Here is a 22,138-nt window from a genome sequence, read left to right as displayed (position 1 = left end):
AAGGGCCTGCCACGCCCGGACACTCTCCGGCAGTGTGGCGGGCCCTTGGTTCAGCCCGGTCAGCGTGGCCGGTTGTTCCAGTTGTAGAACGTCGGGATGTTCTCGAAGTGGTTCCAGGCGCAGACCGCGCTGGCGCCGTCGCCACCCGCCACCTCTGCCCGTGACTGTCGCGCGACTTCGGCCTCGTGCAGCAGCGCAGCGAGCCCGGTGGCGGCCTCCCGCACCCGGGAGGCGACCTGGTCGGGTCCCTCGTCCGTCGCTCGCTCAGGCTCCCGGTGACTGGTGGTTTCGGGCATGCTCCAACACTCCCTCCAGTAGGCGGATCTTGCTGTTGCGGCAGTGCTCGGTCTCCGTACCGTCGAAACGCCCCAGCTCGAAGTAACGGTTCGCAGCGTGGCCTCCGCCACAGAAGCCGAAGTAGGGGCACGACGAGCGGCACGCCTCCACCCCGGTCAGGAACTCACCCACCCAGGCGGTGCGCTCCGCCGCGTCGGCGAGGATCGCGTGCAGCGGGGTGGCAAGCACGTTTCCGCTGCTGAAATCGCCGTAGCGAGGGTCGGTGAAGCCGGCCAGCTCGGGCGAGAGCACCACGACCGAGCCGTCGTACGCGATGGTCGGGATCGGGTCGAGGCGGCGCGGCAGAAGATCATCGGCGGTGCCGTCCAGCACGGCCGCGGCGTACCGCAGCGACCACTCGACCTCACGCAGATGGATCCGCGGCTGCCGACGCCAGGCGGCCACGAGTTCGGCCCAGAACCCGGTCACCACGGCCGGGTCGTGGGCGTTGGTCCGGGTGTTGACGCCCTCGGTCTCCTCGATGTTCACCCCGAGCACCTCGCAGCCCAGGTCGAGGCAGTAGTCGTACAGCTCCGCCGCCCGGCCGGGTGCCGGATCGTTGACCACCGCGAGCGCCGAGAAGGGCAGGTCGTGCCGGCGCAACGCCGCCACCCCACGAACGATCCGGTCGTACGCGGGCCGGCCCGACCGGGTGACCCGGTCGCCGTTGCGCTCCCGGGGGCCGTCCACGCTCACGCTCACCCGCATGCGATGCGCCACGAAGAACTCGCACCAGGCGTCGTCGATCAACGTGGCGTTGGTCTGGACGTGGTGCTCCACCTCCGGGCCGAACGGCGCCATCAGCTCCGCCAACTGCTCCCGGCCGGCGGCGAGCGGCTCACCGCCGTGCCAGACCACGGAGAAGCGCGCCGACGCCGCCCAGGGGTTCACCGAGGCGGCCACCGCCTCCGCCACGGCGACCGACATCCGTCGGTCGGCCGCCCGAAACGGCAGATAGCAGTAGGCGCAATCGAGGTTGCAGAGCGTGGTGGGCTGCATCACGACGTACGACGGGACGGCAGCCATGCCGCGCATCCCATGCAGTGACCGTCCCGGTGCAGCCATCGCCCTCCTCGTAGCAGTTGAAGGCTGCCGGGCAACCCCGGCAGGGCATGCCCGCAGCGTTGAGGGTGCCCTTCAGGCTAGGCCGCGATGGCCACTCGGGTGAAGCCCGGATCAGGTGGCCGTGAGCTCAGCTCACATCACCCGCGGGTGTGCTGACCGACCATCTGCACCTCGCCGGTGCCCTCGATGATCTCGCCCACCTGCCAGGCGTCGACGCCCCGGCCGGTCAACGTGGCCAGCGCCCGGTCGGCGTCCTCGGCCGAGACGATGGCGAACATGCCCACGCCCATGTTGAAGGTCGCGTCCATCTCCGGGTCCTCGATCCGCCCCTTGGACTGGATCAGGTCGAAGATCGGCTGCGGCCGCCAGGTGGAGCGGTTGACCACCGCGTCCACGTTCTCGGGCAGGATCCGCACCAGGTTGCCGGGGATGCCGCCGCCGGTGACGTGGGCCAGCGCCCGCACCTCGGCCTCGGCGATCAGCTTGAGGCAGTCCTTGGCGTAGATCTTGGTCGGCGTGAGCAACTCCTCGCCGAGCGTGCGCTGCCGGCCGAAGTCGTCGATGACCACGTCCAGCCGCATCCGCCCCGCGCCGAGCAGCACGTGCCGCACCAGGGAGTACCCGTTCGAGTGCAGACCGGACGAGCGCATGGCGATCACCACGTCGCCCACCTCGACCCGCTCGGAGCTGAGGATCTCGCTCTCCTCCACCACACCGACACCGGTGGCGGAGATGTCGTACTCGTCGGGACGCAACACGCCCGGGTGCTCGGCCGTCTCGCCGCCGAGCAGCGCGCAGCCGGCGTAGCGGCAGCCGTCGGCGATGCCGGCACCGATCTCGGCGACCTTGTCCGGCACCACCTCGCCGGTGGCGATGTAGTCGAGCAGGAACAGCGGCTCGGCGCCGCAGGCCACGAGGTCGTCGACGACCATCGCGACCAGGTCGATGCCGACCGTGTCGTGGATGTCCATCTGCTGGGCGATCACCAGCTTCGTGCCGACACCGTCGGTGGACGACGCCAGGATCGGGTTCTTGTACTTCGTGGTGTCCAGCCGGAACAGGCCCGCGAAGCCGCCGAGGTCGCCCATCACCTCCGGCCGGCGGGTCTCCTTCACCTTCGACTTCAGCAACTCGACCGCGCGGTCACCCGCCTCGATCGACACGCCGGCGTCCGCGTACGAGACGGAACGTTTGCGAGCCTGGCGGCCGCTGCCGGCAGTCCAGGGCTGGCGGTCGTTGCCAGCGCCGCTCGGGCTGCTTCCTGCGCCGCTGCGCTCGGACACGTGCGTCACGGTTCTCCCCTTTGTGGTTCTCGGCGGCGGTCGACGGTGACCGACCGCAGCCGGGCGATGCTACGGGCGGTTTGTGGTCGCCGAGATCTTCAGGTCGGAGCGCGACGCGCGACGCGACCGGTTGAGATCGTCGTCAGCTCCCGCAGCGGCGACGAGCGGAGGGACGGGCTGCTCGGCGGAATCACTGTCGTCCGAGTTGTGGGCGACCCGACGGCCGATTCCTTCGAGGACGTGCTTGCCGATCAGGTTGCCGACGGGAAGGTCGATCGGATACTCCCCGTCGAAACACGCCCGGCACAGGCGGGTCTTCGGTTGCTCGGTCGCGGCGATCAGGCCGGGAAGCGAGACGTAACCGAGGGTGTCCGCACCGATGGAGCGCCGGATGCCCTCGTTGTCGAGACCGTTGGCGAGCAGTTCGGCGCGGGTGGCGAAGTCGATGCCGTAGAAGCACGGCCAGGACACCGGCGGAGAGGAGATGCGGACGTGCACCTCCAGCGCGCCGGCCTCGCGGAGCATCCGGACGATCGCGCGCTGGGTGTTGCCGCGGACGATGGAGTCGTCCACCACGACCAGGCGCTTGCCGCGTACGTTCTGCCGCAGCGGGTTGAGCTTGAGTCGGATGCCCAGCTGACGCAGGGTCTGCGACGGTTGGATGAAGGTGCGCCCGACGTACGGGTTCTTCATCAGGCCGGCGCCGTAGGTGATGCCGGACTCCTCGGCGTAGCCGATCGCCGCCGGGGTGCCCGACTCCGGCACCGGGATGACCAGATCGGCCTCGACCGGGTGTTCCTTGGCCAGCTGCCGGCCGATCTGCACCCGGGCCGCGTGCACGTTACGACCGGCGATGGTGGCGTCCGGGCGGGCGATGTAGACGTACTCGAAGAGGCAGCCCTTGGGCTCCGGGGCGGCGAACCGGCTGGACCGCAGCCCTTCGGCGTCGATCGCGATCAGCTCGCCGGGCTCGACCTCACGGACCACGCTGGCACCCACGATGTCCAGCGCCGCCGTCTCGCTGGCCACCACCCAGCCCCGCTCCAGCCGGCCGAGCACCAGCGGGCGTACGCCGTGCGGGTCCCGCGCGGCGTAGAGGGTGGTCTCGTCCATGAACACGAAGCTGAACGCGCCGCGCAACTGCGGCAGCACCTCCAGCGCGGCCGCCTCGACGGAGAGATCCGGTCGACTCGCCAGCAGCGCGGTCACCAGCGAGGTGTCGTTCGTCGAACCGTCCGCGGTCAGGCCGCGGTCGGTCACCTCGCGCTGCAACTCGGCGGTGTTGACCAGGTTGCCGTTGTGCGCCAGGGCGATGGTCGTGCCGGAGCTGGTGGCACGGATGGTCGGCTGGGCGTTCTCCCAGGTCGACCCGCCGGTCGTCGAGTAACGGGTGTGGCCGATGGCGACATGGCCGCGCAGACTGGCCAGCGTCGGCTCGTCGAAGACCTGGGCCACCAGACCGAGATCCTTGTAAACCACCACGCCGGAGCCGTCACTTACCGCTATGCCGGCCGCCTCCTGCCCCCGGTGCTGCAACGCGTACAGCCCGAAATAGGTCAGGTTGGCAACCTCTTCCTCCGGCGCCCAGACACCGAAGACGCCACAAGCGTCCTGCGGGCCGGGTCGTTGGGGATCAAGGTCGTGGCTCAGCCGGCCGTCGCCTCGGGGCACCTGCCGCTCCCTCTTGCTGGTCTGGACTGGCCTCGCGGAAGCCGAAGGGCCTGCTCCGCGCTGATCGGCCGGGACCACACTGTCGCCTGACAGTGTACGCGAATCCGAGTCGGCACATACAGTCACGTTGTCACCGCTTTAGGTCAGCTGAAACACGCGTCACTCCAGTTCGAGGGGCAGGTACGGGGAGAGGTCGGCCCGCGTCCCGCTCGCCCGTACGCAACCCTCCGTGACCGCCTGGGTCCATTCGAGTCGCCCGGTCGCCAATGCGAGCCAGGTTTGCGGATCCATCTCGACAGTGTTCGGTGGCGTACCGCGGGTGTGTCGCGGCCCCGGAACACACTGAACTGCACCGTAAGGTGGGACACGCACCTCCACCGATCGGCCGGGGGTGCGGTCCGCGAGGGTGGTCAACAGGGCCCTGACCGCCACCCGCAGGACCGACCGTTCGGGCGCGCGGCCCTCATCGAGCGCCGCCATCGCCGCCGCCACTGCGGCGGACTTATCGTACGGAGAGGACACGACGGGACGATACGGCCTCTCCTCGCCGCGCGCGACGCTGGCCCTGGGTCGCGCCGATCCGCCCCGACAAGGCATAGTTGCCGACGGCGTATTCGTACCGTGATGTTCCCCCGGCCCGGCACCCCGCCCGGCCACGGAAAGTCAGTCCGGAAGGCGGTGGACGTGTCAACACACCGACGAGCCTGGCAAAAGCGGGCCGGTGTGGTCGTGGCGCTGGTTGTGGGTGCCCTGCTCGCCGTCCCCGCCACACCCGCCCTCGCCGCGGAGCCGCAGGTACAGATCACCGGCCTATCGTCCGGCACTCTCAGTCCAGGCCAGCGAGCGACTCTCTCATTCCGCGTAACGAATGCAAACCCAATAGAAATCCCACCCGAGGGCGACGCGGTCAACATCAGGGTCAGCACGTCTTTTGGTGAACTCACGTGTGACGGTCGATGCGACTTCACCGAGGAGATCGGCCGCGGTCGGTCACAGAGCTACAGCGTGACCCTCGTGGCGGGCAACGTCGCTGCCGGTGACACGAAGTCCGGCAATGTACAGATCAGTGCCACCATCGGCGGCGAATCCGGCGGCGCCCAGCGCGAAGTCACGGTGCGTGGGCCCAACCCGCCGCCGACCACGCAGGCGCCGCAGACGGTGCGGTCGATTTCCGGCAAGGTGGTCAACCAGGCCGGTGACGGGGTGCCGAACGCGTACGTCCTGCTCAAGGACAGCGCGGGCAAGCAGTACGAGACCAACGCGAACTCCGACGGCAACTTCCGCTTCACCGGCACCAGCGAGCGGCCCATCGCTCCGGGCCGGATCGACCTCGGCGCGAGCGCGAACAGCGTCCGCGAGGTCGTGAGCTTCACGGCGAACGCGGGTCAGAGCGTCACCGGGCAGCGGATCACGCTCGCGATCCAGGCCTCGAACAGCCCGACTCCGACCCCCACCGCCAGCGAATCGGCGGTGCCGACGGAGGACCCGTTCGACGACGAGCTCGCCGACGAGGTGGACGAGGCACCGGCCGAGTCTGCGGCGCCTCCGGCCCAGGCCAGCAACGAGGACTCCGGCGGCTTCGGCAACTGGCTGCTGGTCCTGCTCGGTGGCCTCTTCGTGGCCGTTGGTGTCGGCACGATCGTGCTGCTCTGGATGAAGCGCAAGGAGAACGACGACGCCGAGGTCGACGGGGATGCGCCGGCCGGTGCCCCCGCTGGCGCGGTTCCGGCGGCACGAGGCTCCTTCGCCGGCGCGGACGACCAGACCCGCGTGGTCAGCCGGGTCGGCAACACTCCCGACCCGACCATGGTCGCCGGTGCCGGGATCAGCAACGCGCCGACGATGATGCACCAGCCGATCGTCGACGACGTTCCTCCGGACCCGTACGGCGCGCCGCCCGCACCGCCCTACGGCGCTGCGCCCGGTGCCGCGCAGGCCTGGTCGGGCGGTGGTTACGGCGACGAGCCCGGCGGCTACGGCGCATCCGGTTACGGCAACGCGCCGTCGTCCGGCAGCGGCTACGGCACCAGCCCCTCGTCGGGGGCGGGCTACGGCGGCCGTGACTACGGCGCAGGCAGCGCCGGGGCCGACTACCCGCCGGCCGGTGGCGCAGCCGGCTACGGCGAGCGGTACGACGAGCCGACCGGCCGCTACACCGGCGACGAGACCCGCTACCCGGCGCCCGCCGACCCGTACGCGACCGGGTTGTACGAGCCCGAGGCGGGCAAGGGCTACGGCAGTTCCGAGCCGGCCGGCTACGGCCGGGGCGAACCCACCGGTGGCTACGGCCAGAGCGAACCCACCGGTGGCTACGGCCAGGGTGCGCCCGCTGGTGGGTACGGCCAGGCCGAGCAGCCTGGCGGCTACGGCCAGGGCGGGTCGACCGGTGGTTACGGTTCGGCTGATCGGGACTACAACCGGGGCGAGCCGACCGGCAGCTACGGCAACGGCAGCGGGTACGGGCAGAGTGAGCCCGCCACCGGCTACGGGCAGGGCGCGCCGACCGGCGGATACTCCCCGAGCACGCCCGCCGGCGGTTACGGCCAGGGCGAGACGACCGGCAGCTACGGTCGGACCGATCCCGTAGGCGGTTACGGCCAGAGCGAGCCGACCGGCGGTTACGGCCAGAGTGAGCCGGCCGGCGGTTACGGGCAGGCGGCCGAGCCGACGGGTGGCTACCCGCCGCAGACCGGTGGGTACGGACAATCCGCGGCCGGCTACGGCCAGACCGGCGGGTACGACGATCCCGGCCGCTACGGCCAGGCCGGCTACGGCGGCGGCTACGGCGGGCAGGAGCCCCCGCAGCAGCGCAGCGGCTACGACGGTGGCTACGACCAGAACACCGGCGGGTACGGCCAGGAGCCGCCACGCCAGCGCGGAGGCTACGACAACGGCTACGAGCAGGGCGGTGCGTACGGCAGCGACCCGGCACAGGCCGGCCGTGGCCGACCGGACGGCAGCCCCACGGAGCGCGGACGCCGGCTCGACTGGCTGGACGACTGAACCAGCCCCCGGGGCAGGCGTAGAGAACAACGTGTGACGGGCGACCTACCGCGAGGGGGTCGCCCGTTCCGTGTGTATGCCGTCGGGCGGGCCTGGCCCGTCAGGCGGCGGGTGTGAAGACGCCCTGCCGCAGCAGGGGCACCACTGCCGAACTGTCGACCCGTACGGCGATCTCGACGTCCTCGGCGAAGCCGCCCCCGATCAGTTCACGGCCCGACACGGAGCCCCGGATCGCCGCAGGTACGTCCGGGATGCTGGCCAGCGCCGCAAGTGCCACGGCCGCTTCGACGGAGAGGCCGCCGGGAACCCCGGACAGCGCGTCCAGCACGCTCGCCGCACCGAGCTGATCCTCCACCGACGGGCGCAGCGAGCCGTCCGGCCATTGTTCACCGGCGGCGATCACACCGATCGGTTCGTCTGTCGAGCCGTACCCCTGGGTCAGCAGCCAGCGCCCGACGGCGCGCGCGTTACGCAGGTTGCCCACGACCACCGGTACGCCGGTGGCGCTGGCGGCCGCACTGATCGCCGAACCGTTCGGGGAGGGGAGCACCAGGTCGGAGACGACAGGTGCCCGGCTCAGCGCGGCCGGCGACAGCGACCACGGATGTTCCGGCGTGACCTGCCGACGCCCGGCGGCGGGCACGGCACCGACCCGGCGCGCGTACTCGGCGGCCTGTTCTCCCCAGGGGAACGGGTGGACGCGCATTCCGCGCCCGACCGCCACCTCGACGGTGGTGGTGAACGACAGCACGTCCACCACCACCAGCACCGCGCAGACGCGGCCGAGTTCCGCCGCCCCCGCGAGGCCCCAGTCGAACCGGGCCCCGGAACCGGATTGGGCGTGAACGGACTCGGCCAACGCCTCAGCGCTCGTCGGCGGAGGGCTGCTCCTGTGGTGCGTCGGTTGCGGTGTCCTGCTCGATCGGCTGCTGGCGGACCGGCGGTGCCGCCCGCTCGACCGGCCGGTCGTCCTCGGGCGACTCGACGCCGTCGGACACCGGCACAGCAACCTCCGCGTGCGGGTCGGCGTCCTCGACCGAGGGAACCGGGTCGGCGTCCTCGACCGACGGAACCGGGTCAGCCTCGACCGGCGCCTCGACCGCGTCCACCGGCGCGGCCTCGACCACGCTGTCCTGCGCCGTCAACTCGACCGGCTGCACGCCACCGAACAGCGCCGGCAGCGTGGCGCTGTGCGCCTCCCGCAGCTCGTCCAGGCCGATGCGGAACTGGCCGTGCACCTCCAGCGCGCCGCCCGTGGAATCGGTGACGCCGATGAGCTCCCACGGCACGCCGTGCTCGGCGCAGAGCGCGGTGAACGCCTTCTCGTGGCCGCGAGGCACCGAGACCAGCACCCGACCGGCGGACTCGCTGAACAGGAAGACGAAGGGCATCGAGTTGCCCTCGAAGCGCTCCGGCACCGCGATCCGCGCCCCGACACCGTAGCGCAGGCAGGACTCCACCAGGCTCTGCGCGAGGCCACCATCGGAGAGGTCGTGCGCCGAGCTGACGTGGCCGACCCGCGCGGCGGCGGCCAGCAGCTCGCCGAGCTGCTTCTCCCGGGCCAGGTCGACGTGCGGGGGTACGCCACCGAGGTGCTGGTGGGCCACCCAGGCCCATTCCGAGCCGGAGAGCTCCACGTGCGTCTCACCGAGCAGGAAGAGCTGGTCGTGGTCGCCGCCGGGCCGCGGGACGAAGCCCATCGCCACCCGCTCGGCGACGTTCTCCAGAACGCCGAGCACACCGACCACCGGCGTCGGGTGGATCGCCGCCGCCCCGGTCTGGTTGTAGAAGCTGACGTTTCCACCGGTGACGGGGATGCCCAGCTCCGCGCAGCCGTCGGCGAGACCGCGGACCGCCTCGGCGAACTGCCACATCACGCCCGGGTCCTCGGGGGAGCCGAAGTTCAGGCAGTCGGTGACCGCGATCGGCGTCGCCCCGGCGACCACCACGTTGCGGTACGCCTCGGCCAGCGCCAACTTGGCACCGTGGTACGGGTCGAGCCGGGCGTACCGGCCGTTACCGTCGACCGAGAGCGCCACGCCCAGGCCGGTCCGCTCGTCGATCCGGATCACGCCGGAGTCCTCCGGCTGGGCGAGCACGGTGTTGCCCAGCACGTAGCGGTCGTACTGCTCGGTGACCCAGGTCTTGTCGCACAGGTTCGGTGAGGCGATCATGCGCAGCACGGTCTCGCGCAGCGCGTCCGGGTCGCTCGGCCGGGGCAGCGTCTCGGCCCGGTCGGCCTGGAGCAGGATCAGGTCGGCCGGCTCCCGCATCGGGCGGGCGTAGACCGGACCGTCGTCCACCAGCGAACCCGGCGGCACGTCGACCACCAGCTGGTCCCGCCAGGTGATCAGCAGTCGACCCGGCTGGCCGTCCGGCTCCGGAGCGGTGACCTCGCCGATCGCGGTGGCGAGCACGCCCCACTTCTCGCAGGTCTTGAGGACGGTCTCGAGCTTGGCCGGCTCGACGACCAGCAGCATCCGCTCCTGGGACTCGCTGGCCAGGATCTCGTGCGGGTCCATCGACGGCTCGCGCAGCGGCACCCGCTCCAGCCAGACCCGCATGCCCGTGCCGGCCGCCGCGGCGGTCTCGGTGAGCGCGCAGGTGAGCCCGGCACCGCCGAGGTCCTGGATGCCGGCGACGAGTTCGGCGTCGTACAGCTCCAGGCAGGCCTCGATCAGCAGCTTCTCGGTGAACGGGTCACCGACCTGCACGGAGGGGCGGCGCTGCTCGCTGCCCTCGGTGAAGGTCGCGCTGGCCAGCACCGACACACCGCCGATGCCGTCGCGGCCGGTCTTGGCACCCATCAGCACCACGACGTTGCCGGGGCCGACGGCGGCCTTGTTCTGCAGGCGGCTCACCGGCAGTACGCCGAGGCAGAGCGCGTTGACCAGGGGGTTGCCCTGGTAGCAGGGGTCGAAGACCACCTCGCCGCCGATGTTGGGCAGGCCCAGGCAGTTGCCGTACCCGCCGACACCGGCGACCACGCCGGGCAGTACCCGGGCGGTGTCGGGGTGGTCGGCCGCGCCGAAGCGCAGCGGGTCCATCACCGCGACCGGGCGGGCGCCCATGGCGAGGATGTCCCGGACGATGCCGCCGACGCCTGTCGCCGCGCCCTGGTACGGCTCGACGAAGCTCGGGTGGTTGTGCGACTCGACCTTGAAGGTCACCGCCAACTCGTCGGAGACCCGCACCACACCGGCGTTCTCCCCGATGCCGGCGAGCAGCCGGTCACTCGGCGGGGCCTTCTCGCCGAACTGGCGCAGGTGCACCTTGCTCGACTTGTAGGAGCAGTGCTCGCTCCACATGATCGAGTACATCGCCAGCTCGGACTGGGTGGGCCGACGGCCCAGGATGTGCCGGATGCGGTCGTACTCGTCGTCCCGGAGCCCCAGTTCGGCGTACGGCTGAAGTTCCTCCGGGGTGCCCTCGGCGCGCGGCACGGTGTCCACCCGGTCCGCCCAGTCGGCCTGCCCGGAGGCGTGCCGGGCCGGTGCGGCGGCCGGATATGGCTGGACCGGCTGTGCCGGCGTGGCCGGGACTGCCTCCGGGGTCTCCCGTACCGGGTCCGGATGCGTAGTCATGACCTCTCCTCGTTGCGCTCGCCGCCGTACGGGCGGGTGAGCCGACCGATGATCCCGACGCGGACGGTCACGCCGGCGCCCCCACCAGGTGCTTGAGCACCGAGGTGAAGAAGCCGAGGCCGTCGAGGGAGGGGCCGGTGAGCGCCTCCACCGCGTGCTCGGGATGCGGCATGATGCCGACCACGTTGCCGGCCGGGTTGGTGATGGCCGCGATGTCCCGCTGAGAACCGTTCGGGTTGACGCCGACATAGCGGGCGACGACCCGACCCTCGGCTTCGAGGGCGTCAAGCGTCGCGGGGTCGGCGACGTAGCAACCTTCGCCGTTCTTGACCGGGATCAGCACCTCCTGGCCGGGCTGGAAGGCGTTCGTCCAGGCGGTGCCCGCCGACTCGATGCGCAGGATCTGGTCGCGGTTGCGGAAGTGCAGGTGCTGGTTGCGGGTGAGCGCGCCGGGCAGCAGGTGGGCCTCGCAGAGGATCTGGAAGCCGTTGCAGATGCCGAGCACGGGCAGGCCGCCGGCGGCGGCGTCGACGATGGTCTCCATCACCGGGGCGAACCGGGCGATGGCCCCGCAGCGCAGGTAGTCACCGTAGGAGAAGCCGCCGGGCAGGACGACCGCGTCCACCCCGTGCAGCTCCGGGTCACCGTGCCAGAGGCGTACGGGCTGGGCGCCCGCGATCCGGACAGCCCGAGCGGCGTCCCCGTCGTCGAGCGAGCCGGGGAAGGTCACCACTCCGACCCGCGCGGTCACGACCGGGCTTCCGCGGGCTCGTCGGCCTCGACCAGGTGGACGGTGAAGTCCTCGATGACCGGGTTGGCGAGCAGCTTGTCGGCGATCTCCCGGGCCCGGTCCAGGTCCGGTTCACCGGTGAAATCGATCTCGATGCGCCGACCGATCCGCACCGAGGCGACATCGTTGACACCGAGCCGGGGCAGCGCGTTTGCGACGGCCTGGCCCTGCGGATCGAGGATCTCGGGCTTGAGCATGACGTCGACGACGACGCGAGGCACTGGGCACTCCTGACTGTGTACGCAGTTGGGTGCCGACCCACAACGGGCGAGCGCAGCCAGCCTACCTGGCAGATGTCGCACCGGACGCACCGGTGGGAGGGCGTCGAGGCGCGGCTCGCGGCCACCCGCCTGGCCCTGTCGAGAACGATACGGGTTCGTTGCTGTCCCGATACGGCATTGTTGCCCGATCTCCCGGCGGGTCGCGTAACGCGCGGGTCGGCAGGTCTAGGCCGAAGGTGGACACCGAGCACGGCTGGGCCCGACATCGGACTGTTACATCGACTTGTTTGAATTAGACTCTTGTGAAACACCTCACCCAGCCCTACGGTACATCGTCAGACGTCGATTTATCGGTGTCGCGGTGACGGACCACCCCCCGCCCGTCGCCGCAGGTCGACCCGGCCACCCGGGTCCCGCGATCCCCGAAGGAGCCCTACCGATGCGCATCCGATCCCTGCTCGCGGTCCTCGCCACAGCCCTGGCCGGCGTGCTCGGCGCCAGCTCCGGCGCTGTCGCCGCGCCCGTCGGCCCGTACATCATCGGCGGCGGAACCGTCTCCTCCGCGCCGTGGGCCGCGGCGGTGTTCAGCAACGGCTCGTTCACCTGCTCCGGCACGATCATCGCCCCGCAGTGGGTGTTGACCGCCCGGCACTGCCTCGGCGGCACGATGTCCGTGCGGGTCGGCAGCGTCTACTACGGCTCCGGCGGCGTCACCCGCACCGTCAGCGCCACCTACGGCCGCTACGACCTGGCCCTGATGCGCCTGTCCAGCTCGGTGAGCACCAGCTACGTCACGCTGGCCAACAGCAACCCGCCGGTCAACTCGACCAACACGATCTACGGCTGGGGCATGACCTGCTACAGCGGCTGCGGGGCTTCTCCCCAGCTGAAGACCGCCTCGGTCCGGGTGACCAGCACCAACGTCACCGACGCGTACGGCGGGCAGGCGATCCGCAGCACCCGGATCAACGGCAACGCCTGGCGGGGCGACTCGGGCGGCCCGCAGTTCTACAACGGCGCCCAGGTCGGCGTCGCCTCCACCGCCGACGGCCAGAGCATCCAGAACTACGGCAGTGTCGCCTTCAACCGGGCCTGGATCACCTCGGTGGCCGGTGTCTGACCGAAAGCGTCCGATGCGGCGCGGAAGGTGGGCAACGCGCCCGCCGTCCGCGCCGCGCTGTTTTTCAGCATCCGAGCAGGTGAACGCGGCTCACGTTGCCGGGCGTCGGCGGCTGCCAGCATCGAAAACGTGCTGGTCGTGACGACGGATCAACTTCCCGGCTACGAGATCCGCCAGATCCTCGGCGAGGTGGTCTCCTCGATGGCCAGGACCCGCAACCCGTACCGCGAGGGCGTGAAGAACCTGCGCGGTGGCGCGTACGACCCGATGGCGCCGGACAACCTCACCCGGTGGCGTACCGACTCGGTGGCCCGGCTCGGCGAAGAGGCCCGCCGGCTCGGCGCGAACGCCGTGGTGGGGATGCGGTTCGACAGCCGCGACTGCGGCGAGATGTGGATGGAGATCTGCGCCTACGGCACCGCCGTGATCGTGGCACCCAAGGTCCCCGACGTCATGCCCCCCGACCAGCCACTCATCGCCGCCGAAACCGCCAACGACCCGTCCTTCGCCAGCACTCCCGGCGGCATCGCCGAACCCGCAAGCGCCCCCAACCTCCGCACCGCCGCCGAAACCCCCACCCGCGACAGCTAACCCACGCCCCTACGCCCCCCGCCCACGCCCACGCCCACGCCCACGCCCACGCCCACGCCCACGCCGACGCCGACGCCGACGCCCACGCCGACGCCCACGCCGATCTTGCACTTTCGGTCGCCGTTTTGCGGCTTTCACTCGCTTATGCCCTGACAGAAGGTGCAAGATCAGCGCTCGGGGAGGGCGTGCGCACAGGGAATGCGCGTGCGCAGGCAGTGCCGTCGCTCGCCTTGTTCGCAGCCCTGCCTGCGATGGCGCCCTCACCCCTGCCCACACGATGCAGCCCGCGCCGATCTTGCACTTTGGGTCGCCGCTATGTGGCTTTCATCCGTTGATGTCGCGACAGAAAGTGCAAGATCGGCGCGCGGGGCGGGCGCCGCGGGGCGGGCGCCGCGGGGCGGGCGCCGCGGGGCGGGCGCCGCGGGGGCGGGGGTGGGAGGGGCGGGGCGCGCGGGGCGGGCGTGGGAGGGGAGGGGGTTCAGAGGATGGGGGGTGGGGTGTAGGTGGCGGCTTGGGGGTGGGACTGGACGATCTTGGAGATGCGGGTGGTTACCGCCTGGATCTGGGCGGGGGCGGCACCGACGAAGGCGGCGCGGTCGGCTACCAGGGCGTCGATCTCGGGGCGGGACAGGCCCAGGCGAGGGTCGGCGGCCAGGCGGTCGAAGAGGTCGTTGTCGGGGCTGCCCTGCTCGCGCATGGCCAAGGCCACGGCGACCGCGTGTTCCTTGATCGCCTCGTGGGCGGTTTCCCGGCCGACGCCTCGGCGGACGGCAGCCACCAGGATCTTGGTGGTGGCCAGGAAGGGCAGGAAGCGCTCCAACTCCCGGTTGATCACCGCCGGGTACGCACCGAACTCGTCAAGCACGGTGAGGAAGGTCTGGAACAGCCCGTCGGCGGCGAAGAAGGCGTCGGGCAGGGCCACTCGGCGCACCACCGAGCAGGAGACGTCGCCCTCGTTCCACTGGTCGCCGGCCAGCTCACCGACCATCGACAGGTACCCACGGATGATCACCGCGAAGCCGTTGACCCGCTCCGACGAACGGGTGTTCATCTTGTGCGGCATCGCGCTGGAGCCGACCTGGCCGGGCTTGAAGCCCTCGGTGGCCAACTCCTGACCGACCATCAGCCGGATCGTGGTGGCCAGCGATGAGGGGGCCGACGCCACCTGCGCCAGCGCGGAGATCACCGCCAGGTCGATCGAACGCGGGTAGACCTGCCCGACGCTGTCCAGCACCCGGCTGAAGCCGAGGTGCTCGGCGACCCGCCGCTCCAACTCGGCCACCTTCTCGGCGTCGCCGTCGAGCAGATCCAGCTGGTCGGCCGCGGTACCCACCGGGCCCTTGATGCCCCGCAGCGGGTACCACGAGATCAGATCCGTCAGCCGCTCGTACGCGATGATCAGTTCCTCGGCGGCCGACGCGAAGCGCTTGCCCAGCGTGGTGGCCTGCGCCGCGACGTTGTGCGACCGGCCGGCCATCACCACGTCGGCGTACTCGTGGGCGTGCCAGGCCAGCCGGGCCAGCGTCGCCACCACCCGGTCCCGGATCAGCTCCAGCGAGCGGCGTACCTGAAGCTGCTCGACGTTCTCGGTGAGGTCCCGCGAGGTCATGCCCTTGTGCACGTGCTCGTGCCCGGCGAGGGCGTTGAACTCCTCGATCCGCGCCTTGACGTCGTGGCGGGTCACCCGCTCCCGCGCCGCGATCGAATCCAGGTCGACGTCGTCCAACACCCGCTCGTACGCCTCGACCACCCCGTCGGGCACCGAGACGCCGAGGTCCCGCTGGGCCTGGAGCACGGCGAGCCAGAGCCGCCGCTCCAGCCGGATCTTCTCCTCCGGAGACCAGAGGGCGACCAGTTCGGGCGAGGCGTACCGGTTGGCGAGCACGTTCGGGATCGTCGTCACCCGCCCATTCTCCGGCACCCACCAGCAAGCCCTCGACCGCCCCTCACCGGCAGTGACGAGCCCCGCTCAGGGGTGAGAACGCACGGCGGGGCAGGTGCTTGTCGAACTACTGGCGCGGACGAAGCACGCCACCGCCGGCCCGGGGGTCAGACCTCCGGCACGTCATTCACGGTCGCGGTCACCGCCAGGGTCTTCGTCTGCTTGCCGTGAGAGTTGCGGACGGTCAGCTGGTAGGTGTGCCGTTGCGTGTCTCCCCCGGCTCCCTCGCAGGGGAAGGTCAGCGTTTCGCTGCCGGTGGGCGGGTAGTTGTCGGCGTAAATCCCTCCGCCGTCGACGGAGAGGGCGACGGAGTCGACGTTGGCGACCTTCCACTCCAGGACGACCGGCGTGCCGGGGATCGGGTTGACGTTCGTACCGGCCGGGCAGGAGGGCTTCTGGGCAACCCGGAAGTAGGTGATGGTCGGCCCGTTACCCGCCTTGGTCCCGGACTGTCCCCCGCCGGTCGAGCCACCCCCGGTCGAGCCACCGCCGGTGGAGCCACCGCCGGTGGAGCCGCCTCCGGTCGCACCACCGTCGGTGGAACCGCCCTTGCTGGCATCGACTGCGGCGGGCGTGGCAGCGGGGGTCGGCTCGGCGTCGGGGGTCGGCTCGGCAGGTGCGGGTGCGCCGGGGGCCGCGTTGGAGGCGGACTCCGGGCCGGTGTCAGCGGACGTGCAGCCACTGGCCACGAGCGCAGCGGTCAGGGCGACGATGGAGGTGCGGAGCAGGGCGGCTTGACCAGTCATGACCACTCCTTGGTAGCGCGCCGCCGGTGGCTCCGGGGCGCAGGCTGTGGTCCACAGTAGAGATGTCTGCCAATAGCTCCGACCAGGTCGGAGTCGGAGGTCAACAACCCTGGCGGGCAGCGATCGATCAGCGTTCCAGGATGGCGGTCACGCCCTGGCCGCCGGCGGCGCAGATCGAGATGAGTCCGCGACCGCTGCCCTTCTGGGCCAGCAGTTTGGCCAGGGTGGCGACGATCCGTCCGCCGGTGGCGGCGAACGGGTGCCCGGCCGCCAGCGAGGAGCCGTTGACGTTGAGCTTGTCGGTGTCGATCGCGCCCAGCGGCTCGTCCAGGCCCAGCCGCTCGGCGCAGAACTCCTTCGACTCCCAGGCGGCGAGGGTGGCCAGCACCTGTGCGGCGAACGCCTCGTGGATCTCGTAGTAGTCGAAGTCCTGCAAGGTCAGGCCGGCTCGGGCGAGCAGCCGGGGCACCGCGTAGGTGGGGGCCATCAGCAGGCCCTCGTCACCGTGGACGAAGTCCACCGCGGCCGTCTCCGACCAGGAGAACCAGGCCAGCACCGGCAGGTTGTGCTCGGCGGCCCACTGCTCGCTGGCCAGCAGCACGGTGGAGGCGCCGTCGGTTAGCGGGGAGGAGTTGCCGGCGGTCAGGGTGGCCCGCTCGGCGTCCGGGCCCTTCGCGCCGAAGACCGGCTTGAGCGTGGCGAGCTTCTCCAGCGTGGTGTCGGCGCGGAGGTTCTGGTCGCGGGTGAGCCCCAGGTAGGGGGTCATCAGGTCGTCGAAGAACCCCCGGTCGTACGCGGCGGCGAGGCGCTGGTGCGACCGTAGCGCCAACTCGTCCTGCGCCTGCCGGTCGACGTTCCAGCGCAGCGCCGTCTGGGCGGCGTGCTCGCCCATGGACAGTCCGGTACGCGGCTCGGCGTTGCGCGGGATCTCCGGCTTGAACGGCTGGGCCGGGCGCAGCTTCGCGGCGATCTTCAGACGCTCGCCGAGGGTCCGGGCGGAGTTGAGCTTGAGCAGGGTGCGACGCAGGTCCTCGTTGATAGCGAGCGGGGCGTCGGAGGTGGTGTCGACGCCACCGGCGATGCCCACCTCGATCTGCCCGAGGGCGATCTTGTTGGCGACCAGGATGGCGGCTTCCAAGCCGGTGCCACAGGCCTGCTGGATGTCGTACGCGGGGGTGCGCGGGTCGAGCTTGGAGCCGAGCACCACCTCGCGGGTGAGGTTGAAGTCCTTGGAGTGCTTCAGCACCGCACCGGCGACCACCTCGCCGATCTGCTGCCCGGCCAGGCCGAAGCGGGCGATCAGGCCGTCCAGCGCGGCACCGAGCATGTCGGAGTTGCTGGCGCTGGCGTAGCGGGAGTTGGAGCGGGCGAAGGGGATGCGGTTACCGCCGATCACCGCGACCCGTCGAACGTTCTGCACGATCCGCCTCCTCGAAAGGGTTGCCCGCACCTTACTCACCAGTAGGCTACGCCTATGAGCGACAGGTACGCGAGCTTCGTCCAGTCGGGCGCCGGTCGGGCGCTGGTCAAGCGCCTCGGCCTGCCCGATCCGCCGCGGCTGCGCCGGTACGCCCCCGGCGAGCCCATTCTTCCCGGGCCGGTCCTGCTCGGCTCCGCCTCCGGTGGTCGCCTCACCGAACCGGTGGGCAGGATCCTGGCCGCCGCCGGGCTCGCCCTGCGCGATCCGGCCACCGCCGTGCCCGACCCGACCACCGGCCGTACGCCCGACAGCGCCGCCCTCGTCTACGACGCTACCGGCATCACCGACTCGACCGGGCTGCGCCAGCTCTACGACTTCTTCCACCCGCAGGCGCGGGCGGTGCAGCCCAGCGGCCGGGTGATCGTGCTGGGCACTCCGCCGGCCGAGTGCGCCGGCACCCGCGAGGCGACCGCCCAGCGCGCCCTCGAAGGGCTGACCCGCAGCATCGGCAAGGAGTTCGGCCGGGGCATCACCGCCCAACTGGTCCACGTCACCCGGGAGGCCGACGAGAGCACCTGGACCAGCCTGGAGGCGACCCTGCGGTTCCTGCTCTCCGGCCGGTCCGCGTACGTCTCGGGTCAGGTGATCCGGGTCGGTGCCGGCCAGGCCACCGCGCCGGTGGACTGGGAGCGCCCGCTCGACGGGCAGGTGGTGCTGGTGACCGGGGCGGCCCGGGGGATCGGTGCGGCGCTGGCCCGGGTGCTGGCCCGCGACGGCGCGACAGTGCTGGCGCTGGACGTCCCGGCCGCCGGGGACGAGTTGGCCTCGGTGGCCAACGAGATCGGCGCGAGCGCGGTGCAGCTCGACCTGACCGCCGCCGACGCGCCGACCCGGCTCGCCGAATATCTGGCCGGCCGACACGGGCGGGTGGACGTGGTGGTGCACAACGCCGGCATCACCCGGGACAAGACCCTCGGCCGGATGGACGCCGACCGCTGGAACCAGGTCATCGACGTCAACCTGTCCAGTCAGGAGCGGATCAACGACCTGCTGCTGGAGCGTGAGCTGATTCCGGCAGGTGGGCGAATCGTCGGTGTCTCCTCGATCGCCGGGATCGCCGGCAACCGGGGGCAGACCAACTACGCCACAAGCAAGGCCGGGGTGATCGGGCTGGTCGACTCGCTCGCCCCGGCGTTGCGCGAGCGGCGGATCAGCGTGAACGCGGTCGCGCCGGGGTTCATCGAGACCCGGCTGACCGCCCGGATTCCGCTCGTGGTGCGGGAGGCCGGTCGCCGGATGAACAGCCTCGCCCAGGGTGGGCTGCCGGTGGACGTCGCCGAGACGATCAGTTGGCTGGCCTGGCCGGCGTCCGGCGCGATCAGCGGCAACGTGGTCCGCGTCTGCGGCCAGAGCCTGTTGGGGGCGTGATGGCCCGGCGCAGTCCGCACGAGGAGCCCTCCGACGACCTGTCGGTCGGCGAGCTGATCGACGGGCCGACGGAGGCGCTCACCCCGGAGATCCTGGCCGCCGCGTTCGCCGACGAACGCCGTGATCTGGACGCCACCCAGGACCTGAGCAGCGCCGCCGCACGCGTCGGTGCGGGACCCGATCCAGGGGTCACGCAGGACCTGACCAGCGCCGCCGCGTCGGTAGTGGGGCCCGCTGCCGCCTCCGAGGCCGGGCAGCCGGCGGCTCGGGCGCGGGTGGAGCTGTCCCGGCTGCCCGCGCCGGGGCCGCTGTACCGGCGGGCGTTGTTGGGCACGCTGCCCGGGCTGGGCGGCCGGCGCGGTGCCGACGTGCCGGCGGTCGAGTTGGCGGTGGGCGGGGTGGCCGTGGATCCGCAGCGGCTGGCCGACTACGACCGGGTCTGCGGGTTCCGGTTGGCCGACACGCTGCCGGCGACCTTTCCGCACGTCATGGGTTTCCCGCTGGCGTTGCGCCTGATCACCGCGCCGGAGTTCCCGATCCCGCCGACCGGGGTGGTGCACATCGGCAACCGGATCACCGTGCACCGGCCGATCACGGTCACGGACCGGCTGGACTTCACCGCCTGGGCGGAGAACCTGCGTCCGCACGACCGGGGGCGGCAGGTGGATGTCGTACTCGTCGGATCGGTCGACGGGGAGGAGGTGTGGCACGGCGTGTCGACGTACCTCTGGCGGCAGCGCACACCGGGCGACGGTGAGCGGCGCGACCGGGCGGAACCGCCCGCGCCGCCGGCCGCTTCCGCCCGGTGGCGGGTCGAACCCCGCATCGGTACGGAGTACGCCCGGGTCTCCGGCGACCACAACCCGATCCACACCTCCCGGCTGGGTGCGCGGCTGCTCGGCTTCCCTCGGCCTATCGCACACGGCATGTGGACGAAGGCGCGGTGTCTGGCCGCCCTGGAGAGCCGACTGCCGGAGGCGTACACGGTGCAGGTGGCGTTCAAGCTCCCGGTGTCGCTGCCCAGCACTGTCGCGTTCAGCGCCGACCGACAGGGTGACGACTGGGATTTCGCACTGCATGACCAGCGGGGACGTCCCCATCTGGTGGGCACCATCCGCTGACCGAGGGCCGGGCACTTGCCCGGCCCTCATTTTCGCGGTAAGTTGTTCTCACATAGAGATGTTCTCGGACTGAGAGTGACCCAATGGTGAACGAGCAGGACTTCCTCGCCGCGTACGACCCGCGGGACTATCCCGCCATCGCGGTCACCGTCGACGTGGTCGCCCTGACCATCCGCGACGGCGCGCTGCACCTGCTGCTGATCCGCCGCGGCGAGCAGCCCTACGCGGGTCACTGGGCCCTGCCCGGCGGCTTCGTCCGACCCGACGAGGACCTGGCCGGCGCGGCGCGGCGGGAGCTGGCCGAGGAGACCGGCCTCGGCGACGACCGGCTGGGCCGCGTACACCTGGAGCAGCTGGCCAGCTACGGCGCTCCCGAGCGCGACCCGAGGATGCGGATCGTCTCGGTCGCGCACCTCGCCTTCGCACCGGACCTGCCCGACGCGGCGGCCGGCACCGACGCCGACGAGGCGGTCTGGCTGCCGGTCAGCGGGCTGGCCAACCGGGAGCTCGCCTTCGACCACCGCCAGATCGTCGCCGACGGGCTGGAGCGGGCCCGGTCGAAGCTGGAATACACCCCGCTGGCCACCCGCTTCCTGGGGCCCGAGTTCACCATCGGCGAGCTGCGGTCGGTCTACGAGACGGTCTGGGGCCAGCCGCTGCACGCGGGCAACTTCCACCGCAAGGTGCTGTCGGTGCCCGGCTTCGTGGAGAGCACCGGTGCGAGCACCGAACGCGGCGGCAGCCGAGGCGGCCCGCGGGCGCGGCTCTACCGGGCCGGTGACGCCCAACTGCTGCACCCGGCGCTGCTGCGTCCGGCCCGCGAGGAGGCGGTGCGATGACCACCGCCGAAGCGATCCGGCTGGTCGGCGCGGCCCGCGACGACGAGGAACTGTTCGGTGTCGACGCACCGGAACGCCGCTACCGGGAACTGGTCGCCGCCCTGCACCCCGACCGGCTCAGCCTGGCCGGGCCCGGCCTCCAGGCCGAGGCCACCGCAGCCTTCGTCGAGGTGACCACCCGCTGGCGGAGCCGCCACGTGACCGAGCTGAACGGCTACCGCTGTGGCCGGCCGGCGCACTGCGGTGACCTCGCCGACCTGTACGACGTCGGCGACGACCGGCTGCTCAAGCTGCCCCGTGCCGCCAACGACAACGACCTGATGCTCCAGGAGGAACGCGCGCTGCGCCGGCTCGCCGAGCACGGTGATCCGCGCTGGCTGCCGTACGTGCCCCGGCTGGTCGACAGCTTCGCCCACCGGGACGCGGCCACCGGAGCGGAACGGCGGATCAACGTCATCGCCACCGCCCCCCGCCTGCACAGCCTGGTCGAGGTGCGGCGGGCGTACCCGGACGGGCTGGACGCCCGGGACGTGGCCTGGATGTGGCGGCGACTGCTGGTGGCGCTCGGCCTGGCCCACCGGGCGGGCCTGGTGCACGGCGCGGTGCTGCCGCCGCACGTGCTGATCGAGCCGGACGCGCACGGCGTCGTCCTGGTCGACTGGTGCTTCTCCACGGACACCGGCGGCGTCGTGCCGGCGCTGGTCCCCGACTACCAGGACTGGTACCCGCCCGAGGTCACCGGTCGCCACCCCGCCGGACCGGGCACCGACATCGCCATGGCGGTGCGCTGCATGGACTGGCTGATGGGGCGGCACGCGCCGGCCGAGCTGCGCGCCTTCGTCAATGGCTGCCAGCAGCCTCAGTTGGCCGCCCGCCCCGACGACGCCTGGCGACTGCTCGGCGAACTCGACGAGGTGCTGGAACGCCTCTACGGCCCCCGCACCTTCCGACCCTTCACCCTCAACCCCTAAGGAGGCT

The 22,138-nt window shown here is 71.5% G+C and carries 19 protein-coding genes; 7 read left to right on the top strand and 12 right to left on the bottom strand.

Going from position 1 to position 22,138, the window contains the following annotated elements; genetic code table 11:
• Positions 1-59 precede the first annotated feature (59 nt).
• The 5 genes from amcA to VAB18032_RS00870 form a co-directional block, all read right to left on the bottom strand.
• The gene (gene amcA, locus VAB18032_RS00890) at positions 60-296 is read right to left on the bottom strand and encodes a multiple cyclophane-containing RiPP AmcA (RefSeq protein WP_013730877.1); all 237 of its coding nucleotides are present in this window, start codon (positions 294-296) and stop codon (positions 60-62) included.
• On the bottom strand, positions 265-1,371 hold the full coding sequence (gene amcB, locus VAB18032_RS00885) for a cyclophane-forming radical SAM peptide maturase AmcB (RefSeq protein ID WP_013730876.1): 1,107 nt from the start codon (positions 1,369-1,371) through the stop codon (positions 265-267). The genes amcA and amcB overlap by 32 nt, the downstream gene beginning before the upstream one ends.
• Before the next feature lie 167 nt (positions 1,372-1,538).
• Positions 1,539-2,693, bottom strand: a complete 1,155-nt coding sequence (gene purM / locus VAB18032_RS00880; protein WP_043719238.1) for a phosphoribosylformylglycinamidine cyclo-ligase — start codon at positions 2,691-2,693, stop codon at positions 1,539-1,541.
• Positions 2,694-2,753: 60 nt separating this feature from the next.
• Positions 2,754-4,355, bottom strand: coding sequence for an amidophosphoribosyltransferase (gene purF / locus VAB18032_RS00875; RefSeq protein ID WP_013730874.1), 1,602 nt, complete (start codon positions 4,353-4,355; stop codon positions 2,754-2,756).
• Positions 4,356-4,514: 159 nt separating this feature from the next.
• On the bottom strand, positions 4,515-4,835 hold the full coding sequence (locus tag VAB18032_RS00870; protein ID WP_050814674.1) for a sterol carrier family protein: 321 nt from the start codon (positions 4,833-4,835) through the stop codon (positions 4,515-4,517).
• Between the two features lie 525 nt (positions 4,836-5,360).
• On the opposite strand from VAB18032_RS00870, the gene VAB18032_RS00865 reads away from it, so the two are divergent.
• The gene (locus VAB18032_RS00865; protein WP_013730872.1) at positions 5,361-7,358 is read left to right on the top strand and encodes a carboxypeptidase-like regulatory domain-containing protein; all 1,998 of its coding nucleotides are present in this window, start codon (positions 5,361-5,363) and stop codon (positions 7,356-7,358) included.
• A 100-nt stretch (positions 7,359-7,458) separates the two neighbouring features.
• Here the strand turns inward: VAB18032_RS00865 and VAB18032_RS00860 are convergent, their stop codons facing one another.
• From VAB18032_RS00860 to purS, 4 genes are all read right to left on the bottom strand, one after another.
• A complete protein-coding gene (locus tag VAB18032_RS00860) occupies positions 7,459-8,217 on the bottom strand; it encodes a 2-phosphosulfolactate phosphatase (protein WP_013730871.1) in 759 nt (252 codons plus the stop codon).
• 4 nt (positions 8,218-8,221) lie between these two features.
• Entirely contained in the window at positions 8,222-10,942 is a 2,721-nt protein-coding gene (gene purL / locus VAB18032_RS00855) for a phosphoribosylformylglycinamidine synthase subunit PurL (protein ID WP_013730870.1), read from the bottom strand.
• Positions 10,943-11,009: 67 nt separating this feature from the next.
• Positions 11,010-11,693: a phosphoribosylformylglycinamidine synthase subunit PurQ gene (gene purQ / locus VAB18032_RS00850; protein ID WP_013730869.1), complete on the bottom strand. Its 684-nt coding sequence runs from the start codon at positions 11,691-11,693 to the stop codon at positions 11,010-11,012.
• Positions 11,690-11,953 (bottom strand): phosphoribosylformylglycinamidine synthase subunit PurS, encoded by a 264-nt coding sequence (gene purS / locus VAB18032_RS00845; protein WP_013730868.1) that lies wholly within the window; start codon positions 11,951-11,953, stop codon positions 11,690-11,692. The genes purQ and purS overlap by 4 nt, the downstream gene beginning before the upstream one ends.
• Positions 11,954-12,392: 439 nt before the next feature.
• Here purS and VAB18032_RS00840 point away from each other — a divergent pair, with 439 nt between their 5' ends.
• Both VAB18032_RS00840 and VAB18032_RS00835 read left to right on the top strand, forming a co-directional pair.
• Entirely contained in the window at positions 12,393-13,073 is a 681-nt protein-coding gene (locus VAB18032_RS00840) for a S1 family peptidase (protein ID WP_013730867.1), read from the top strand.
• Between the two features lie 27 nt (positions 13,074-13,100).
• Positions 13,101-13,664, top strand: a complete 564-nt coding sequence (locus VAB18032_RS00835; protein ID WP_013730866.1) for a YbjQ family protein — start codon at positions 13,101-13,103, stop codon at positions 13,662-13,664.
• Between the two features lie 478 nt (positions 13,665-14,142).
• On the opposite strand, the gene purB is transcribed toward VAB18032_RS00835, so the two are convergent.
• The 3 genes from purB to VAB18032_RS00820 all read right to left on the bottom strand — a co-directional run bounded on the left by purB (position 14,143) and on the right by VAB18032_RS00820 (position 17,772).
• Positions 14,143-15,567, bottom strand: a complete 1,425-nt coding sequence (gene purB, locus VAB18032_RS00830; RefSeq protein WP_013730865.1) for an adenylosuccinate lyase — start codon at positions 15,565-15,567, stop codon at positions 14,143-14,145.
• 146 nt (positions 15,568-15,713) lie between these two features.
• Positions 15,714-16,352 carry a hypothetical protein gene (locus tag VAB18032_RS32000; protein ID WP_013730864.1) on the bottom strand — a complete coding sequence of 213 codons (639 nt, stop codon included), beginning with the start codon at positions 16,350-16,352 and terminating at the stop codon, positions 15,714-15,716.
• A gap of 127 nt (positions 16,353-16,479) precedes the next feature.
• Positions 16,480-17,772, bottom strand: coding sequence for an acetyl-CoA C-acetyltransferase (locus tag VAB18032_RS00820; RefSeq protein WP_013730863.1), 1,293 nt, complete (start codon positions 17,770-17,772; stop codon positions 16,480-16,482).
• 54 nt (positions 17,773-17,826) lie between these two features.
• Between VAB18032_RS00820 and VAB18032_RS00815 the strand changes: the two genes are divergently transcribed.
• The 4 genes from VAB18032_RS00815 (at position 17,827) to VAB18032_RS00800 (ending at position 22,131) form a co-directional block, all read left to right on the top strand.
• Positions 17,827-19,200: a 3-oxoacyl-ACP reductase gene (locus VAB18032_RS00815; protein ID WP_013730862.1), complete on the top strand. Its 1,374-nt coding sequence runs from the start codon at positions 17,827-17,829 to the stop codon at positions 19,198-19,200.
• Complete coding sequence (locus tag VAB18032_RS00810; protein WP_013730861.1) at positions 19,200-20,321, top strand: MaoC/PaaZ C-terminal domain-containing protein; 1,122 nt, start codon at positions 19,200-19,202, stop codon at positions 20,319-20,321. Before VAB18032_RS00815 ends, VAB18032_RS00810 begins: the two co-directional genes overlap by 1 nt.
• Positions 20,322-20,404: 83 nt before the next feature.
• Positions 20,405-21,160 carry an NUDIX hydrolase gene (locus VAB18032_RS00805; RefSeq protein WP_013730860.1) on the top strand — a complete coding sequence of 252 codons (756 nt, stop codon included), beginning with the start codon at positions 20,405-20,407 and terminating at the stop codon, positions 21,158-21,160.
• Positions 21,157-22,131, top strand: coding sequence for a protein kinase family protein (locus tag VAB18032_RS00800; protein ID WP_013730859.1), 975 nt, complete (start codon positions 21,157-21,159; stop codon positions 22,129-22,131). Before VAB18032_RS00805 ends, VAB18032_RS00800 begins: the two co-directional genes overlap by 4 nt.
• Positions 22,132-22,138: the final 7 nt, after the last annotated feature.

Origin of the sequence: Micromonospora maris AB-18-032, from assembly GCF_000204155.1 — a bacterium.
Lineage (GTDB): Bacteria > Actinomycetota > Actinomycetes > Mycobacteriales > Micromonosporaceae > Micromonospora > Micromonospora gifhornensis.
The sequence above is the reverse complement of the archived record's forward strand: the minus strand, read 5'-3'. Positions and strand labels throughout refer to the sequence as shown.

Excerpts from the sequence above, each read along its gene's own strand:
- amcA (WP_013730877.1), bottom strand. The coding sequence starts at position 296 with ATGCCCGAAACCACCAGTCACCGGGAGCCTGAGCGAGCGACGGACGAG.
- amcB (WP_013730876.1), bottom strand. The coding sequence starts at position 1,371 with ATGCGCGGCATGGCTGCCGTCCCGTCGTACGTCGTGATGCAGCCCACC.
- VAB18032_RS00870 (WP_050814674.1), bottom strand. The coding sequence starts at position 4,835 with ATGGCGGCGCTCGATGAGGGCCGCGCGCCCGAACGGTCGGTCCTGCGG.
- purL (WP_013730870.1), bottom strand. The coding sequence starts at position 10,942 with ATGACTACGCATCCGGACCCGGTACGGGAGACCCCGGAGGCAGTCCCG.
- VAB18032_RS00840 (WP_013730867.1), top strand. The coding sequence starts at position 12,393 with ATGCGCATCCGATCCCTGCTCGCGGTCCTCGCCACAGCCCTGGCCGGC.
- VAB18032_RS32000 (WP_013730864.1), bottom strand. The coding sequence starts at position 16,352 with ATGACTGGTCAAGCCGCCCTGCTCCGCACCTCCATCGTCGCCCTGACC.
- VAB18032_RS00815 (WP_013730862.1), top strand. The coding sequence starts at position 17,827 with ATGAGCGACAGGTACGCGAGCTTCGTCCAGTCGGGCGCCGGTCGGGCG.
- VAB18032_RS00810 (WP_013730861.1), top strand. The coding sequence starts at position 19,200 with ATGGCCCGGCGCAGTCCGCACGAGGAGCCCTCCGACGACCTGTCGGTC.
- VAB18032_RS00805 (WP_013730860.1), top strand. The coding sequence starts at position 20,405 with ATGGTGAACGAGCAGGACTTCCTCGCCGCGTACGACCCGCGGGACTAT.
- VAB18032_RS00800 (WP_013730859.1), top strand. The coding sequence starts at position 21,157 with ATGACCACCGCCGAAGCGATCCGGCTGGTCGGCGCGGCCCGCGACGAC.